Here is an 18,421-nt window from a genome sequence, read left to right on the forward strand (position 1 = left end):
CCTTACCATAGTCCTCGTTCACCCATCCGTCTAACCAGCCAATTCGTGAACAGCAGCAGGATTAAACCGACCACGGATTGGAAGAGTCCCGCGGCCGTTGCAAGCGAGAACCTGCCCATAGAAAGCCCAACACGGTAGACGTACGTATCGATCGTATCTGACACGTTATACACGAGCGGGTTATACAAGATATAAATTTGATCAAAACCGACATTCAGAATTTGCCCAGTCCGCATAATCAGCAGCACAACGATTGTCGATGTGATACCTGGCAGCGTCACGTAACGTACTAACTGAAACCGATTAGCGCCATCCATCCGTGCCGCTTCATACAACTCGGGATTCACCCCGGCGATAGCCGCCAGATAAATAACAGTACCCCATCCAATTTCCTTCCACATCTCGGAGCCTACCAGAAACCCCCGAAATACGTCTGCATTCATCAGAGGCGAAGTGGACATGCCCAGCAGTTTCGTCAACCCTGTATCTGATGAGAATAGCGAAAACAAAATGCCTCCCAATACAACCCAGGAAACGAAATGCGGAAAATACAGGATCGTTTGTACAATCCGCTTGAAGATCCCGTTAAACAGTTCGTTCAACAATAAAGCAAGAATGATTGGCGCAGGAAAGTTAAAAAGCAGCTTGTAGATGCTGATCAACGTCGTGTTGCGAAGTGCAATCCAGAAATCCGGTGTGTCAAACAACATATTGAACCATTTCAGCCCTGCCCAAGGATTCGTCCAAATGCTTCCGGAAATTTTGAAATCCTGAAAAGCAATTACGATTCCCCCCATTGGAATGTACTTGAACAATAAGAAGTAAATAATGCCGGGCAGCAGCAACAGATAGTAATATTTGTGTTTGTGATACGATTTCATAAATTTTGAAGATTGTGACTTGCTTCGTACCCTTACGCCCATTCGATTTGCTGCCTCAATGTGATGATTCAAGATGACTCCTCCTTCCATCGATGATGTTGTACAGCTGTTGTGTACGCTTTCATCGTAACTGGGAAGGGAATAAAAAAAAATCCTCAGTTTATAATAAACATGAAGATTTTCTGATGAATCCGGGGCCGATGTTGATAATCTCACATCAACATCAGTTTTTGATAATGCTTTCGGTGCCATTTTATTAAATAAATTCTGAATTTGTACCGATGTAAAGGCAGATTGGCCATGTACACATCATCGATTAAACCGTTCCAGTCTGCATTGCTTCCGGTATGAGATTTGTTGGTCCCCAACCGGAAATTTCCCATCGCCGATTCGGTTGTCACCTCTGCCGTTGTATCAAGAATGCCATTGATGTACAACATAATCGTGTTTCCATTTTTGACTAACGCGACATGCGACCACGCTCCTGTTGGAATCGTCGCTGCCATGCCGTCCCAACGTCGCCCTGATACGATTTCAATTTGTCGGTATTGACGTCACGATACAGAAAGATTGCGCCTCATAGTACCTTCCTGCGCAATATCGCTTGCTTGGAACCGGCATCAATACTCCAGTTGTCGCGGAATTGCTGCACAACGGTCGTCAAATAAACAGCGTAATCGTCGTACATGTCATTTAGTCATATTTGCTTCTTCCACCCGTATACAATAGTTGCCAAAATTCCGCACCCCAATGACTCTGAATTACCCAATTCTGGTGTAAGTCAGAGTCATTGAATCGAACAAATATTGTGTTATAGAGACGATCTATTTACGGTTTCACATCAAACTTGAAGTTTTGTGACCACATATTGGCGTCTGAACCTTGAACTACTAAAGCTCCATTGGCATCGGAAACAAGGCTGAGGAACATACCACTATTTCGATTCTTAATCTTATAGTAGCCTCCGCCTACCCCGATCAATTGCCATTGCTGATTAATGCTCGTCGTGCCGGTATATTGGATGACTTGAGCACCTTCTGTCAAAGCAGCTCCCGAGATGTTGATAAATTTGCCGCTATTTACATTCTTAATTTTGAAATAGCCATCACCTGTCGAGACGAATTGCCATGTTTGGCCCGCGGCGCCTGTCCATACGCGCTGCTCAGCACCCGCGCTATCAGCAGTGGAATTACCAACAATACCTAAGGCTTTTTCTGACCAACGGTTTGTGATCGAATACGTCTTCGTGGTGTCAAGATCAGTGGCCATTTCACCAATGCCCCATCTTTGATTCAGTGCATTCGTATCTGAGGATTGTGTTGCACTTGCACCGTCAACTGTGGACGCGCCGCTAATGTCCATCACTTTGCCACTGTTCCGGTTTTTAAGCTTAAACGCCCCGCTGCCGTCAGAAATAATCTGCCATTGCTGATTGATGTTGCTCGACGATGTATATTGAATGACTTGTGCGCCATCGGCCGTAGATGCTGAAGCAATATTTAAATATTGCCCACTGTTTACATTCTGAATTTTATAATAGCCATCGCCAGCATCGTAAAACTTAAATGCTTCACTTACTGCGCCCGCATACGTGTTCTGAACGACGGCTGCACCGCCAACAGTCGAATTGCCGGCAATTCTTAACGCCTTGCCGCTATTTAAATTCGTGATCGAATACGTTTTCGTTACATCAATATTGACACCAACGATACTTGGCGGACTCAACGTCCATGTACCGGCAGCAGAATCGATCATCCAGCTGCCATAACCTCTGAGCATAGGGACACCGGAGCTGTTGAACGTAAAAGGATACCATTGATTTCTTCCGATGCCCGTACTGCCGCCCGGTTTATTGTTCCAACGATCCCCGAGATACATATACATCGTGCCGGACGTACCTTGAATCGGGAGAACTTGATCCGCTTGCGTATCAAAGGCGTTGGTCGTGCTCGAACTTGTCGCACATTCAGCTGAAGCTGTCCAAGTTCCAGACAAACTTGATGCCGAAGAGCAATACGCAGCACTTGAACCCCAACCATGAGTTCCAGATGTAACCAGCCAGTATGTGGATCCTCGTTTGAATAGCGAGGTGGCTTCTTTATAAGCATAAGATCCTGTCAGCAATTTCGTATCTTCAACAATACTTAGATAGTCCGGAGCGAGCTTATTAATCCGAACTGCGCTATTGATTACATTACCATTGTCGCTTGTAAACGAAATATACGTGCTGCCGTCGTCATCTTTGAAAATAGATCCTAAATCCCCCATTGTGTACCCGCTTGGAAGTGGATCGTTATTATTAAAAACGAATGGGCCATCAGGCGAATCGCTTGTTAAAAACGTTAATCCTTTTCGAATTTTGTTTTGAAGGTTGTATGTGCTGTTCCACTCAAGGAGCATTACATACTTCGACGTTGAGCTATTATACTGAACGACCGGTCTTCCTAGCCAGTCTGAGCCCAAGAACCCTCCGGCAGAAGCAAAACTGCTGAAATCAACCACGCTTCCTTGATTCGTCCATATCACCATATCCGTTGAAGTGTACAACCTTATTCTGGGATTTCCTGCAACCGAATAATCGGCACCATACCAATAAAATGTATTACCTTCTTGCATCATCCACCCGCCTTGCGACCAGATCTGGTTGCCATCTGTATCATACCAGTCGGAATTGTTCACAATTTCTGTGGATGCTGCTTTGGCGGTTTGGACTATATTTAGAGAGGCTAAAATAAGTACTAGTGCCAGCATAGCGGTCAACATTTTTCTGAAAGAATGAAATCCTTTCGTTTTTAGCATTGTAGTCAGCTCCTTAGTTAGTGTTTAAACGTAATAACATACAAATTACTTCAGCTCTTAAAATTTCTTCTAGTAACGCATCCCCCCTTCCTCTTTTAAAGCGCTTACAATTCTTTCCTTTGAACGCTAGTTTAACTATCTTTTACCTGATGGTTAAACTAGCGCTGTGCTAACTAAAGTTTCTTGCGAAGTTCACTGACAGACATCCATCTGGCGTCAGAGTCATCTCGAGAGGAAACGATTTACATAAATGAAATACACTTAAATACTAAATAATGTTGTTGTGTACGCTTTAATAATAGTTCGATAAGGAAACAAAAAAAATCCTCAGTTTATAATAAACATGAGGATTTTCTGATAATAGCAAGTCTGATGTTGATAATTTCACATGAATATCAGTTTTAATATCAACATACTGATCGACGACTAAGACTTCATATAATTTATTTGCGTCAACGCGTTCTAAATATTCTGAATATCGGTTGACTAACCGAAGATAGGAGATTTGCCATGTGTTTGTTGCCTGAAGCATCGGTCTGATTTTCGATTAACAAAATCACAGTACCCTCAAAAATTGCCTGCAGAACATACTGCACATCTGCGTTCACGAAGCAAAAGTTCCAAAGCTTCTTGCTCAAGAACGAGATAAATCATCATGCCTTCTACTTTTTAATAAGCCAAGAAACGCATATAGGCTCCATGCAATTTATACCCTTAGTTTGCATGGAACCGTATATTCTACTCATAACTCGGGATTTTCACTTATTGTTTCACAAATTTTACTGCATCGGCTATTGTATAACCCGGCGCGGCAGCGAGGATTTTTACGGTATTGTCCGTAGCGGATGCCGTGAACAAATACGTGCCGATTTCAACCCATTCGCCTCCATGAACCGTTTGATTCACGGTTTTAGACGTATCCAGTAAACCGCCGTATATAATTTCCAGCGGAGCGGCTGTCACGCGATTCACCGCAGCCGGCCATCTCATAAATACTTTGTACGTACCCTCCTCGGTTATATTTGGCGTCCACGCCGCGTATTTGCTAGGATCAGCTGCTGACGATCCGTCATGCAAATAGTTCACATTGTAGAACCCGCTATCGTATGTACTAGCTGTCCAAGATCCGTTCACCGAAAATTCCGGATCGGTGTTATCAACAATTACTTCAACCTGAATACCGTCAACTTTAACGTTATCAACCGTAAAAGATTGGTTGTAACCACGGAATCCGATTTTACCAGCTGAGATGGACGTATCAGCGACCGATAACTGCTCAACCCCATTCAGGTAACCCTTGATCGCGCTGCCTTGCATAGACAGCTTAAGCGTGTAGAACGTATTCAGTGAAATGGTTAATGGTTGGGAAGCGATCGTTGAAAACGTACCATTAACCTTCTTCATCAATTGTAATTGGTTTGAACCTGTATGAAGACGCAACAAATAGTAATTGTTATTGTCTGCATATCTGCCAATGATTCCTGTTGCGGCTTGGTAAGTTGAATCTTTCAGATTGATGTCCGCTTGCACATCATAATTCGTCCAATTGATGTCTCCGGCGGTGGCAACCGCTTCGCTCGCCGCAGTAGAAGATTGCTTGTACGCATATGTCGCATCCGTGACAACCGACCAGCTTCCGCTTGAGGCTGTCCAACCCTGTGCGTTGCCATTCTCAAAATCATTTGTAAGCAAATTCTGTATCACGATGACGGGTGGTTGAGGATCTGCCGGAACAATTCTGACATTCGGAGTTGCCGACTGCACATTGGAAAGTCCCGATTCAACGCCGCTGTTCAATGCGCTTACTGCAAAGTAATAGGTTGTGCCATTCGCAAGGCCCTTCAACGTGTATTGACCGCTTGCCACAGAATTAACATCGACTACCGAGGTCAACGAACCAACAGATAGGCCGTATTTCACACGATAGCCTGTTGCTTTCTCTACGTCGCTGAAATTCAACGACACGGAACCGTCGCCGCCAACAGCGGAGTTCAGAATCGGATTTGCTGTCGCTGCTGTATTGGCTTTCGGAATAACGGACATTTCATCGGACCAATTGCTGGAACCAGAAAGAGTTCCATTTACTGTTTTATCCATCTTCACTCGGAAGTAATAGGTCGCGCCGTTCGTTAGAGAGCTTACTTTAAATGCACCGTAATTCGTAATGCCTGTCAACGTTGTGGTGTAGTTTCCGCTCGATGTCCCGTACTCTATTGAATACGTTGTTGTTCGATTGTTGTTTATTTCATCTTGAAAAGTACCAGGCGCTCCCGTATAGCCGACGTAGAAGCCACCGTCCACACCAACTGCCCTCCACAATTTAGGCGGCAGAAGAGATTGCGCAGTCTGCGGTGTTGTAGTGACAATGGCGGAGCCCAGGCTGTCTCCCTTAGCGTTCGTGGCAATGACAGAGAATTGATACATCGTTCCATTCGTCAAACCTGTAATATCTACAAAATTGTTAAGCGTAGCCGTTAAAGTATTCGTCAAGCCGGTTGTTCCGTACTTTATTTTGTAAGATTGAGCTCCGTTAACTTGGTTAAACACAACTCTGGCTTGACCGCTTGCAGGAATAATTTCCTTTATCGTTGGCGCATTGGGCACAGCAAAGTAAGCTTCTTGCTCTTTCACTTCATACTGCGTTGGAGAAACAACCGTGAAACGCTGCTTCAACAAACCTGCCGCCGGAACCTTCCAGGAAATATTCGTCGACCAAGCTGCATCTCCGGGATTGAGAACAGGAATATCCGCGATGCCGCCGTCCGTCACTTGGTTGTTTTTATCGTAAACTTCCCATTTCAGCTTATACCCATTCATTGTATATGACGGTATATTCCCAGCAGCTCTAGGCGATACAGCCACTTTCGTTACTTGATTTGAGTTCGCAGTAAATTGTGTTGCAAACTGTGTAAGATTGAGGGATTGAACAGGGCTGTTTGCATTTCTTAATTTCTCATAGCTCAGCTTCTTTTCTCCCCATACGTTCAACATACCCCAAACCCGATTCTCTGAAGCCATACTGGTTTTAGGTTTACCTGCTGTATTAGGGTCTGCAAAATCACTTCTGTAATCGTTAAGAGTCCAAATAGAACCGCCAATAATTTGTGGGAAGGTTTGAAGGATATTAAGAATATTTCTAGGATCGAACGTCGTTTTATCCGGATCCTCACCGACTTGACTATTTCCATATTCCGATAAAAAGATAGGTTTATCTGGATAATAACTAATGATTGTTTGCAATTGATTTGTAAAATCTCCATACATATTTATAAAAATAATATCAGAGAACCGCGAACCGTCGTATGAGCAAGCGGCCGTTCCGTTACTTGCATAAGTCACGAAACGGGTCTCATCCAAGTGTTGGACAAAACTGAACATATGTTGAATATATCCATCAAGTGTTGGACCGCACCATTGTATTTCATTCGCTAGGCTCCATCCGATAATACTCGGATGATTGTAGCCGTCTTCCACCATATCTTGTGCCCATTGCTCAGCCAGCGAAACACCCGCAGTTGTCCCTATCGGCGCACTGCCACCCCACATCGGAATTTCCTCGACGAGGAGTATCCCGATCTCATCCGCGTAGTCCAATAAATTCGGAGCCTGCTGCCCGTGGAAAATCCGAGCCATATTGAGACCTGCTTCTTTCATAAGGTCAAGATCCCGTTTGACCAAGTAATTCGGCTCTGTGTTTCCATTAACGCGATCATCTGGAACACGATTCGCTCCAACCAATTTGACGGCTTGTCCATTTAATACAAGGGACGCCGTCGTCCATTCGATTTTGCGAATACCGAACTGATTGGACAGCTTGTGTTTCAATACGCCGTCTTCGCTAATTTCGGTGTCCATACGGTACAAATTCGGCGTATCAAAGTTCCATAGCTTAACCAAATTCGCTGGCAGTGTCGTTTGCAGCGACAGCACTTGATTTTCGTTTGCAGCAACACTCTCGCTCGCTTTGAATGCGCTGTCATTTGTGGAACTCCATACTAAATTCCCTGTAGCCTTGTCGTAAATTTTAGAAGCTACGGTCAATGTTTTAGCTGAGGAGGAAAGGTTAAGCGCCTTCACATCCACTTTAATCGCTGCCATACCATTTGTCAGATCAAGCGTAGCGGTAATATGCTGCCATGCCATCCTGGCATCTTGATTGATCACCAGATCGACATCTCTGGAGATCCCCCCCCAATGCCACCAAGCGCTCCAATCCCAAGTCTCAGGGGTGTTATCGGCTTTTACCACAACCGTATTAGGCGCATCGTACTTCAGCAGCGGTTGGCCTGCGCCATCAAGCAACGCCGTCCCATCGGGGTTGCTTGTCAAGTTAGCTTCGAATGCCGCGTAGCTGCTTTTATGATTATCAACAACTTCGACTCCGTTTACCCATACGCTGGATGCATAGGCAACCGCATTAAATTGAATACGAACAGGAAACCCTTGCATATCGGCTGGTACTGTAAACGTACGCGCATACCAAGCTATTCCTTTGTATTCGCTATAGGCATTCTCGGTATCCCAGTTGCCCGGAACCTTCATAGCATCCCAGCCTGTACGATCATAGGAAGGATTGAACCAGTTTTGAGCCTCTCCTACTTTGGCTGGATCTGTTTTGAAGTTCCATGATCCATTCAACGAAATTTTCGTTTCGCCTGTTCCAAGCTCAGGGGCTGTTGCTCCCGCCGATTGCGGCATGTTCACTTGAATCAGCGATAATAGAATGAAGATGGTCAAACAGACGTGAAGCCATTTACCAGATAATTGCATTCCGTAATCCCCTTTCTAATAAACTCGTTGCCGATTGATTAAGCGGTTTCATATCAATTTAACTTGCAACCAGTCCGCTAATGCCATTGGCATCTTAGCTGACTCTATATGCAAACTCACCTCCCTTCCTAATCGCTATGGATGCCCTTATCCTTTTACAGCCGTGCTTGAAACCCCTTGAATAATATAAAGGCCGACTCTGATATTTCTTTAGGAATTCCGATCATAAATTGCCGCATTAAGAAGACGCCTAAGATTGTAAAAATACCGGGCAAGATTAAAGCCCAATGGGTATTGTAGATGCCAACCCAGTTGAACATGATGAATTTAGATACGAATAAGACCTGAGGAGGAACCATTATCATGGATAAATAGAGGACAAATACGGCGTCTCTGCCTTAAGGTACCATTTCAACATAGGAATATAACAATAATTGATAATGTAATCGTGTTTTGTTGCATATCTGCTCTCGTCAGAAGCCCTTAACCGCTCCTAATAGAGCGAAAAAGGGCTGTTAAGTTGACTACTCGTTATATAAAAATTTATTAACCTTTAGGAACTGCCGTATGGGACTCCCACGAACTGGTGGTGTGAAAGGCAGGGGCTAGCCACCATTATCTACTCAATTAATTTTTACCAATTTAATATAATCGAAACCAAGACCATAGCTGCTTGATGCAACATTTTTACCTATAATCGTAAAACGAAATATCTGATTGCCTGCTGAGCCAATCGTCACCGTACCTAGATTACTCTCGGAATACCCTGATGTCGAAGCATATTGATCAACCTCCGTGCCTGCATTTGTTCCGTTAACGGATAGTTGATATATGCCTTTGTTGGCTGCAACACGGTCGCCTGCATACACGGTATACGTTCCGGGCTGAGGTAAAGCCACCGTATACTGAATATAATCACCAATGCCATTTCCTAATAAACTATTGAATGTTATCCCTGCCGAGTCCGTATAGTTTGTTTGCGCATCCCCACCGGACACGGTAACTGGTAGTGTTTCAGCATCATATTTTTTATCAGCCTTGATCAGCTTAATTGAATCGAAGCCCAGTGTATAGCCGCTGGAAGCGGTATTTTTTCCTGAAACGGTAAAGCGAAACGTTTGGTTACCTGCTGAGCCAATCGTAACTGTACCGATGTTACTCTCGGAGAACCCCGATGAGGCCGCGTACTGATCTACGGTAGATCCTACATCTGCACCGTTGACTGCTAGCTGATAGATCCCTTTATTGGCCGCAACGCGATCACGTGCATACACGCTGTATGTACCTGGTTGAGGCACACCGACTGAATACTGAATGTAATCGCCGGCGCCATTTCCATTTAAGCTGTTAAAAACCTTTCCAGTAGCCGTATCAGTATAACTTGACTGATAATCTTCAGCAGATACGGAAACTGGCAGCGCTTCCGCTTGGTATTCATATTCGCTCTCGTTTTCGTTCTGCTCTTCTACTGGGGGCGACGTCGTATCGCTAAATCGCACATCATCGACGAGCAACCATTGTGTGGAGTTAGCATCCGACGTGAAAGCAACTGTTGCCTGACCATTCGTAACCGGAATGTCATTTAACGTTACTTGCATCCAAGTCGACGAAGCAGGAATATCGACATGTTGCTCTGCTCCTCCATAAACATAGTTTGACACACTCATGCTAGCCAATGCCTGACCACCTGAGCTCTTCACCCATGCGCTTAGCTGATAATTACCATTGGCGAGTCCATTCAGATTCTGCTTAGTCGTCACTTGATAATTACTAGAACTCGCATGCTTCAAAGAGCGTGCGCCTGTGTGAGCGTCCGTTGTTGTCATAAAGCTAGCCGTTTTATCGCCTGTCTCGATCCAGCTAGGCGTATCTTGATCGGAATAGCCACGCCACGATTCATTAGCTGTATACTCCATTGCAGAATTACCAACATGGTTCGCTCCCGAATAGTTCTTGGCATAGTAATGGAAATAGTCGAATTGCGTATCTCCTGGGAGCTTGCTGTCATCACTAACATCATAACCAACCAAGGATGTCAACCAGAAATTTGCTGGTGAAAACGGCTGTGGCGTCACTGTCTGATCAATCGTATGGACAAGCGTACCGTCCACATAAAATTTAATAGCGGACGGCGTCCATTCATAACCGTACACATGCCAAGTCCCTATCGCGGGCACACTCACACCCTTGCGTGGCCCCCCATAACCAGGTACATGAACAACGGTTCCCGTTGATATGTAATCTCCCGAATTTGGATTTTCAAATCCATCGATCTCCAATACTTGGTTGTAATAAGGCAAATTACCCGCAGCAATTTCTGTAGCCAACCCCGTAATGTTGTTCTGGGATAAATGATTGCTCAGCCCCATACTCCAAAAAGCTCCATGTAAACCTGTCGTACCATTGAAAATCTTTGCTCGCGTCTCGTAATAGCCATAGCCAAACATCTTTTTCGTGACGATGCCGCCGCTCGTGTAGTACCACGTGCCATTAATTTGCTCCTTCTTCATATCAATGTGCAGCGACCCGTCCGATTCGCGAACATTTTCTTTCTTGTTATAACCCTTACTATACGGTCCTGCATCACGATACATCCAGTCACTTTCATTGATAGTGTTATCATTAAATTCATCCGCGTAATATAAGGTATAGCCATCAGGAATAGCAGCAGAAGCTTGTTTCGTTGAAAGAACAGGGGGGATAGCTACGGTCAACAAACAGACTGGTAGTACCATACGAATCGGATTTAACCATTTTGGGTATAATTTCATTTTAACCTCCTGGAATTGTAAATTTGCATGCTACACAGTCAATAGAAAATTAACATAGAAAATTAACAATGTGACACTGAAGCCTGCACTACAAGTAATTATTAAATATCCCACTCCCCCCTAATTTATTTGGTGACCTGTTCCAGCGCCTATCTCCTTAGTTCTCACTAAAGAAGAAAAGCGCTCAAACCAAATTAAGTATAAACTTTAAGCCCACCTAAAAAGTTCAATTTTTCCATATTATAGTTTGAACATTTTGAAAATCATGTGCAATCATAATACAGTCTCTAAAAAAGTCCTCTTCTAACCACTTGCTTCGTTTCTTCTTTATTTGGTTACTTTCTTTCATCTTCATCCTAAAATTCTCGATCTCCTCCCGACAGTATATCGATGTAAAACCTCTAGTAATGTATGCATAGAGCATGTACTAAAGGTTTTACTTAGAGCAGTGTATGTTGTCGTGTAGGAATGTGAGGAAGATTTACCATATAGACATTTCAAAGAGGTGACGCTTTCTGAAAAATATGAACCTGACCCATTAGACCGTAAGGTACTACTACATATTCTGGTGTACTCTCGGATCCCTTACGGCGCCAGTCCAGCCATCCCTTCCGCTTATGGAATGTAGCTGCCTGATGCAGCGGTCCGATCATATTTCGCGGACTGCCAACAACTTCAATGTCAATCCGATTAGATCCGGCAATAAGAAACTCGCTGATGTCCAAGGGATATAGCCTGCGTGATGATCATTTACTCGAACATCAACTGTCACTGCCTGATAATCCCCAAGCTCCAATATGGTAGTTGCCGCGGTTACAGGTTGTACATCGTACTTGTAGTCGAAATGATAAATTATGCTACCGCAGTAGTGCAGATAACCTTGCAAACACCAATCACCAAGCCGTATTGTCGCAGGTTCCTTACTTATGGCGCGATCCTGTGTGAGGGCAAAGTCTCCGATCAAATAGCAATCCTCAAATTTCATCGGATGTGTGTACATAAAGCTTACTGTCAAGCAGTTTCTGCCTTCTTGGAGCGTTGGCAGAATGATACTACGATCGAGAAACCAATCGTTCATTGAACTACTTACAGGAGCTCCATTTAAACTAATCTCGAATAACTCCGCTTGTTCAATCCCTAAGGAAACTGGCGTTTGGGGTACGTAAGAAACATCAAACTCAAACTCGAACGTCACCGGAGTACCATCATACTCATGGAATTCATGAATCCATAAGTGCCGTTGCAACCCACCGTTAGCAAATACTTGGCGCATGACGAGTGATTCCCTGACTTCTCGCTGAGCCTGCCATACAGTCATCTCGATAGTCAGTGGTTTTTCACCTATTCGATATCGGCATTTATCTAAGATCAGAAAGTTTGGTGCAGTTCGTGAATATTTCGGTGCCATAGAGCCATCGAGTTAATCAGTCAGAGCCACCACGTTAGTCTATTAGAGCCACTATGTTACTAGAGAGAGCCACCCGTTGGTAGAATGAACAGATGTGCGTCTGCCGAGCAGTGCACAAATACCAACAGGAGGTCATCGAAATGACCAAGTATCGAGAAATTTTACGGCTCACTAGCATGGGGCTGAGCCAGCGCAGTATTGCTTCGAGTATTCAATGCTCGCGCAACACCGTCTCTGAGGTGTTACAACGTGCAAACGAAAAGGAGCTATCATGGCCACTACCCGAGGATGTGGTAGAAGCCGACCTTCAGTATCTCTTGTTTCCTGAGAAGGCTCAGACATCTTCCCGAAAAGTTCCGGATTGTGAATATATGCATCGGGAATTGGCCAAAAGTGGCGTTACTCTTAGCTTGCTCTGGAGCGAGTATTGTGAGAACTGCCGCTTAGGTAGAGAAATTCCCCTCATGTACACCCAATATTGCAATTACTACCGCAAATATGCCGCCACGACAAAGGCTACGATGCATATTCAGCGTAAACCAGGTGAGCAAATGGAAGTCGACTGGGCCGGTCAGACCGCTACTTTAGTGGACCGAGATACAGGAGAAATGCTTCCTGTATACATTTTTGTCGCCGCACTTCCTTGTAGCCAATATGCTTACGTAGAAGGCTTCCTATCGCAAAATCAAGAGAGTTGGATTTCTGCCCATGTAAACGCCTTTACTCATTTTGGAGGCGTCCCCAAAATTCTTGTACCGGACAACCTTAAAACCGGTGTAGAACAATCCTCTTGGTATTCCCCTGTCATTAACAAAACTTATCAAGAAATGGCTGAGCATTACGATACAGCGGTCATTCCAGCCCGTGTTCGAAAACCGAAGGATAAGCCAAGTGTAGAGGGAACCGTTGGTATCATATCGACTTGGATCCTCGCTGCTTTACACAAGAATACATTCTTCTCTCTCGGTGAATTGAATGAGGCTATCGCAGACAAATTGGATGCATTCAATCGTAAACCCTTCCAGAAAAAACCGGGCAGCAGGCATAGTGCATTTCTTGACGAGGAGAAGCACACCCTGCAGCCACTGCCCATTACCGCGTACGAATGCGCCAAGACTTGGCCATAGCCCGAGGAGAAGGGACATACAAAAAAGTTATTGCCCACTATAAGAAGGTGAGTCTTCTCATCATAGATGAATGGCTTCTTGTTCCTCTGACCATAACGGAGTCTCGAGATCTGCTTGAAATTATTGAGGCTCGGCATCAGAATGCTTCAACGATCTTCATCTCCCAATTTGATCCCGAAGGATGGCACGATAAAATTGGAGAACATACCATGGCAGACGCTATCTTAGACCGAATCGTTCATAATTCCTATCACATACTTATCGACGGCGAAGATTCGATGAGAAAGCGAAAAGCGCAGTTGATTTAAGCGCACCATCGCTAAAGAGAGCCACCCGTACTAGTGAGTTGGCTCTCTCCTTTACCTTCTAATACTGAACAAACGTTCCCAGTTTAGCGCAACAAAACCCTTCGTTTTTCGATAGCATTATAGAACAACAATTTCTCCATTATGGAAGTAATAAATATCCTCTCTTTTATACCCGTACTCTCCATCCCTATGTTTAATATGTGGTTCAAACGTAAAGCATGAAACCTCATTTAGTCTAGTCTTATTCCCCAGTTCAAAATATTTCCTATGGTCTTTATCGAATTCAATCGTATGTCCCAAATTTCCAGAAAAATCGAGATTTATGTATCCAAGATGTTGAATAACCTTATTCATGTGTAAATAAACTTCCTCAAAAGTCATGTCAGGTTTGACATAATCAATAAATGCTTTATGATGTTTCTTTTCGGTGTCGATACCATGCGAAAATTCCAAAGCAAATTCGATGTCCAACTGTTCAACCATTTCTTCATCAATCACATTTCCATCAATGATGATTAATGTTCGGGCGTAATCCCCCCAATAGATGTTCAACTCTGGACTAAGGTCTATTGTCACAATATCATTCCGACCGACAACTGTTTCTGAGGGAATATAATCCCTGCCTGACTCCGAAATAATCGTTCTCTTTCCGACATGAACAAAGGCACCGATACCGTGATACCAAAATTTTTCTATCCCCTTGTTTCGCATGACCTCTTCAGTTCTAAAGACGATTTCCTTTTCGGAGATACCTTCTTTAATTATTTTTTTTAAGTCGCTAATTGTTGCTTTCGCGATTGATTGTACATCTTTGTATTGTGTAAGATGCTCCAAATCAGCCAACTCCTATTTTAGAAAGTGTAATGTGCTGAGGTATACTATAACACCATTGCGATTTCAGTTAACCTGCACATCCCTCTTGAAAAAGGTAGCTTAATTACATGGCCAGCTGCCGCGGTGTCTGTTTTGATCTAGTTTAATCATTATCAGCAATTGATTACACCACAAACTTCTCAAGAGCAACTGCAACACCATCGTTATCATTTGATTCGGTAATGTGTCTTGCACAATTTTTCAGTTCAATTATCGCGTTTTCCATTGCGATCGGAAATCCGCACTTATGGAATAGTCCTAAATCGTTAAAGTCATCCCCGAATACCATCGCATTTTCTGACTTCACCCCAATATCATCCAGCACCCATTGTACGGCTTCTTCTTTTGAGGCTGATTTTTGCATAATTTGAACCAATACTCCTCCATCAGTTGCGATTACGTTCACATGATCACCGAATTGCTCGATAACATCCATCCATGTGCTGTAACCATGAACCAATATTTTGGTTGGGGATAGTGAACTAATAAAATTCTTATCAACAACCAGGGGTTTAGGATCATTTGAACGGATACCGAAATGACTAAGTTGCGAGTCAGGAATTGGTGTACACGTATAGCATGAGTCATTGACCTCGTAATTAATTATCGATTGAGGTGCATGTAACTCGATGAAATTTTTGATCTGTTGGCTGATCTCTATTGGGATACTAATGTGCCGCTGAGTTTGCTTAGACTTGCATTTTGTTAGAGCACCATTGTAATAAACTAAGTAGTCTACAAAAGGAAAATTCTTTAAAAATTGATTAGCCGCTCTAGGCGGGCGCGCCGTGGCAACAATAATATGAATTCCAGAATCATAACATCTTTTAACAGTCTCATAATTACTAGATGATATAGATTTGTCACTGCCGAGTAATGTTCCGTCCAAGTCTAATACAATTGCCTGTATGCCCGACATCTGCATCTCTCCTCAAAAGTTATTCTTCCAATAATAACCTAATTTCAGAAGGGGTGCTAGACTCAAAATTGAAAAAACTTCCAGTTGTTTAGTCCCCCTAGTGGCTTTGAATATTAACATCATGGCTCTGTTTTATTAACAAGGTGGCTCTAACAGATTAACCTAATGGCTCTCTTGCGCCGAAATATTCATTCGTGTAAAGCGACTGACAGGCCCAAGAGAAGTTACAAACTTATCAGTGTAATTTCAACTTCTTGTCCTTGAAAGCGATCTTTATTCACAACAAATAAGATGCGGCTATCTTCAAGTTCACGCAACATGTACAAGAAGGAATCCGCTTCACAACCATTTTTGTTTTTAATACTAACTTTCCGTAGTAATATCGATTCCATAGTGAAGGGAACATCACCTGGATCCTCGATATATTGAAAACCATCGTGGGAAGCCAACTCCAAAACTTCATCAGAAGGCACACCATCAACTAAAGTAGGCAATTCTCCAGCAGCCACTACTTTACCGCCAGCATCCATAAAGAGCTTAAGCAAACTCACCGTATTTCTGAGAATATTCTTCATAGGAGGAATAACTACAATTGAGTATTGCGTCAAGTTCACGATGAATTTCCCCTCCCTACTCGACCGCTCTCTTAATTAATTATTTCGTCTCTAGGACCGTAGTCATAATGGGCCAACAGCAGAAGATTAATGACCACCAATTAGTATTGTAATTAAATGAAAAGAGGATAGTCTCTTTTCCTGAAGCCTTTAAGCGAATACAAAGCCAGATGATGCGCTAGGAAGATCCTCGTATTATTGGTTCAGTTTAAATGATGTCGTACCTCTAGTGTCAGTACCTCGGCCGCTTGGAAAGCTGATGTATGTCCTTTCATCATAGATCGAATAGGAAGCAAAATAAAATCCTCAGTTTATAATAAACATGAGGATTTCCTGATAATTCAATTCCGATGTTTATAATTTCGCATAAACATCAGTTTTTAATGATACCCGACTTTTTCTTCCATTCTTCATTCGCTTGCTGTTCAATTATTTGTCCACCTTGTTGGTAATACTTCCGAACAAATTCATCGAACTTATCAATAGGCCAAGTTCCAGTTACAATTTTAATAAAGTATTCTGTCCACAATTTCTTTTCCAAATCAGGGTAGTCAATTTCTGCTGGGACAGATTTCCATAGCGCATTCTTAATTAAATTATGCGAAGATACTTCAAGCGCGGCTCGAATTGGGGCCACTGTCCAACGCCGATCTGTCACTTGTACGAATCGAACAGGGTTAGAAAAACCTTTTTTGTATAAATCGGTATAGCTCGTCTTTTGTATAATTGCATTCTGTTCCTTATCTAAGGTATAATCAACATTTTCCTCTCCGTACGTAAGCAGATTGACTCCACCGTTCTCATCATCACTAACCGACCAATCCAGCAATTGGATCAATTTCTCCGGATCTTTAGCTGTAGCGCTAATCGCGCGCAAACCTCCGCCTGCATATGGGTTCACCTCTGGCATCCCCAGTTTGCCGTTCGGACCCTTTGGAGGATTAATCATCTTTAAGCTTGCTGTTGGCACCGTTTTTAATAGAGAGACCAAATAAGTGCTGCCTCTAACACTAAATGCATCGCCTTCAAACACGCCTACCTTTGAATTGCCAATTCTTTCTTCAGCGAACTTCTGTTCCATAACCGCAAATTCTGGATCAATTAAACCTTCCTTGTACCATTGTTGAAGAACAGCAAGCGCTTGTTTAGCTTCAGGCGTTACAAAACTTTTTACGATTTTCCCGTTTTTTTCAGTCCAGTACACAGGACCAGAGGTCGCTGCAATCGTTGGCGATACAATTGCGACCCCAAAGGCTCCAAAAATACTATTGAACATGGACATTTTATAACCGCCTAATCCAAACGTATCATTTTTACCATTTTTATCTGGATCATTCTTAGTAAATGCTTTCAAGACATCGTGAAGTTCATCAAGTGTAGTAGGCGTTCTCAACCCTAGATTATCCAACCAATCTTGCCGTATTGTCAGCCCTACGGTGTTAGGGGAGTTGAACGATTCCGGCCTTACGGCAAACGGAATGGCGTAGATTTTTCCATCGTACTTAACGCCTTCCCAACGTTCTTTCGGAATCATTCTCATCAAATGCGGAGCTTTAGCAAGCAAATCATCAAGAGGTCTGATCAGCCCTTGACTAGCGTACTGGGCTAGTAGATTCGTATCCACACTGAAGTAATCTGGCATATCTTTGGCGGATACCATCAAGTTCAACTTCGTTTTATACTCATCACCTGACAGCAAACTAACTTTGTAATCTACGTTTTTAATGCCAGCCTTCTCCATTTCTTCAATAATTTTCGATTTGCCTTCCCCGCCATTTTCCGGATACTCGGGAATACCAAGATTAAAAAACATGTTATAGACTGTAGCTTGCTTATTTTCGTCACCCGAAGATTCTTTAGACATATTCTCATTTGAATTGCAACCTGAAGCTATCATGCCAACCAGACAAGTTACACCTAACACAGATATGATATGAATTATCTTATTCAC

11 protein-coding genes and 1 pseudogene are annotated in these 18,421 nt (G+C 43.2%); 2 read left to right on the plus strand and 10 right to left on the minus strand.

The features are described 5' to 3' along the window. Positions 1-2: 2 nt before the first annotated feature. The 6 genes from ABE504_RS08765 to ABE504_RS08790 form a co-directional block, all read right to left on the minus strand. Positions 3-953: an ABC transporter permease gene (locus ABE504_RS08765; RefSeq protein ID WP_430087215.1), complete on the minus strand. Its 951-nt coding sequence runs from the start codon at positions 951-953 to the stop codon at positions 3-5. 140 nt (positions 954-1,093) lie between these two features. After that, on the minus strand, positions 1,094-1,387 hold the full coding sequence (locus ABE504_RS08770; RefSeq protein WP_430087217.1) for a LamG-like jellyroll fold domain-containing protein: 294 nt from the start codon (positions 1,385-1,387) through the stop codon (positions 1,094-1,096). 322 nt (positions 1,388-1,709) lie between these two features. Continuing rightward, a complete protein-coding gene (locus tag ABE504_RS08775) occupies positions 1,710-3,680 on the minus strand; it encodes an RICIN domain-containing protein (RefSeq protein WP_430087220.1) in 1,971 nt (656 codons plus the stop codon). A gap of 762 nt (positions 3,681-4,442) precedes the next feature. Further along, positions 4,443-8,450, minus strand: a complete 4,008-nt coding sequence (locus ABE504_RS08780; protein WP_430087223.1) for a glycoside hydrolase family 2 TIM barrel-domain containing protein — start codon at positions 8,448-8,450, stop codon at positions 4,443-4,445. Between the two features lie 623 nt (positions 8,451-9,073). After that, on the minus strand, positions 9,074-11,221 hold the full coding sequence (locus tag ABE504_RS08785) for a family 16 glycosylhydrolase (RefSeq protein WP_430087226.1): 2,148 nt from the start codon (positions 11,219-11,221) through the stop codon (positions 9,074-9,076). A gap of 649 nt (positions 11,222-11,870) precedes the next feature. Beyond that, entirely contained in the window at positions 11,871-12,494 is a 624-nt protein-coding gene (locus ABE504_RS08790; protein WP_430087229.1) for a hypothetical protein, read from the minus strand. 311 nt (positions 12,495-12,805) lie between these two features. Between ABE504_RS08790 and istA the strand changes: the two genes are divergently transcribed. After that, positions 12,806-13,756, plus strand: a complete 951-nt coding sequence (gene istA, locus ABE504_RS08795; protein ID WP_430087438.1) for an IS21 family transposase — start codon at positions 12,806-12,808, stop codon at positions 13,754-13,756. Beyond that, positions 13,744-14,064, plus strand: a pseudogene (locus tag ABE504_RS08800) (ATP-binding protein); the annotation flags it as partial. The gene istA and the pseudogene ABE504_RS08800, both read left to right, overlap by 13 nt. Positions 14,065-14,181: 117 nt before the next feature. Here ABE504_RS08800 and ABE504_RS08805 read toward each other — a convergent pair. The 4 genes from ABE504_RS08805 to ABE504_RS08820 all read right to left on the minus strand — a co-directional run bounded on the left by ABE504_RS08805 (position 14,182) and on the right by ABE504_RS08820 (position 18,421). Next, complete coding sequence (locus ABE504_RS08805; protein WP_430087232.1) at positions 14,182-14,898, minus strand: M24 family metallopeptidase; 717 nt, start codon at positions 14,896-14,898, stop codon at positions 14,182-14,184. Between the two features lie 163 nt (positions 14,899-15,061). Beyond that, entirely contained in the window at positions 15,062-15,856 is a 795-nt protein-coding gene (locus ABE504_RS08810) for a Cof-type HAD-IIB family hydrolase (protein ID WP_430087235.1), read from the minus strand. A gap of 224 nt (positions 15,857-16,080) precedes the next feature. After that, positions 16,081-16,470, minus strand: coding sequence for a hypothetical protein (locus ABE504_RS08815; protein ID WP_430087238.1), 390 nt, complete (start codon positions 16,468-16,470; stop codon positions 16,081-16,083). Positions 16,471-16,843: 373 nt separating this feature from the next. Continuing rightward, a complete protein-coding gene (locus tag ABE504_RS08820) occupies positions 16,844-18,421 on the minus strand; it encodes an extracellular solute-binding protein (RefSeq protein WP_430087240.1) in 1,578 nt (525 codons plus the stop codon).

It is taken from the genome of Paenibacillus oryzisoli, assembly GCF_050467285.1.
Lineage (GTDB): Bacteria > Bacillota > Bacilli > Paenibacillales > NBRC-103111 > Paenibacillus_E > Paenibacillus_E oryzisoli_A.